Annotated in this window: 1 protein-coding gene; it reads left to right on the top strand. The window is 62.9% G+C overall.

The features are described from left to right. On the top strand, window positions 1-278 hold a 278-nt coding region (locus tag SAY88_RS25005; RefSeq protein ID WP_332635126.1), incomplete at both ends, for a hypothetical protein.

Below are 278 nucleotides of genomic sequence, written 5' to 3'. Positions count from 1 at the left end.
AGTATCGCGGCTTCGCTCGAATGTACCGCCAAACGACAGACGGCCTTCGCTCGGCCGTCGGTTCCAAGTTCTTCGACACGGGCGACACCCCAGACTTCGTGCCCGCCGCACTGGACTACGACGGCGCAACGAATTTCGGCATCCGCGGGGCCGACCTAACCGGCGCTGCGGACTCCAAAATTGGCCTACTCTCGTTTTGGTTTCGCGTCGACGCCGGAGACGGCACAATCCGCACAGTCGCGCAAAGCAACGGCGGACGCTACACCCTTCGCCTTGAC

The sequence above is a fragment of the Halalkalibacter flavus genome (assembly GCF_036663575.1).
Taxonomy (GTDB): domain Bacteria; phylum Bacillota; class Bacilli; order Bacillales; family Bacillaceae_D; genus Halalkalibacter; species Halalkalibacter flavus.
The sequence above is the reverse complement of the archived record's forward strand: the minus strand, read 5'-3'. Positions and strand labels throughout refer to the sequence as shown.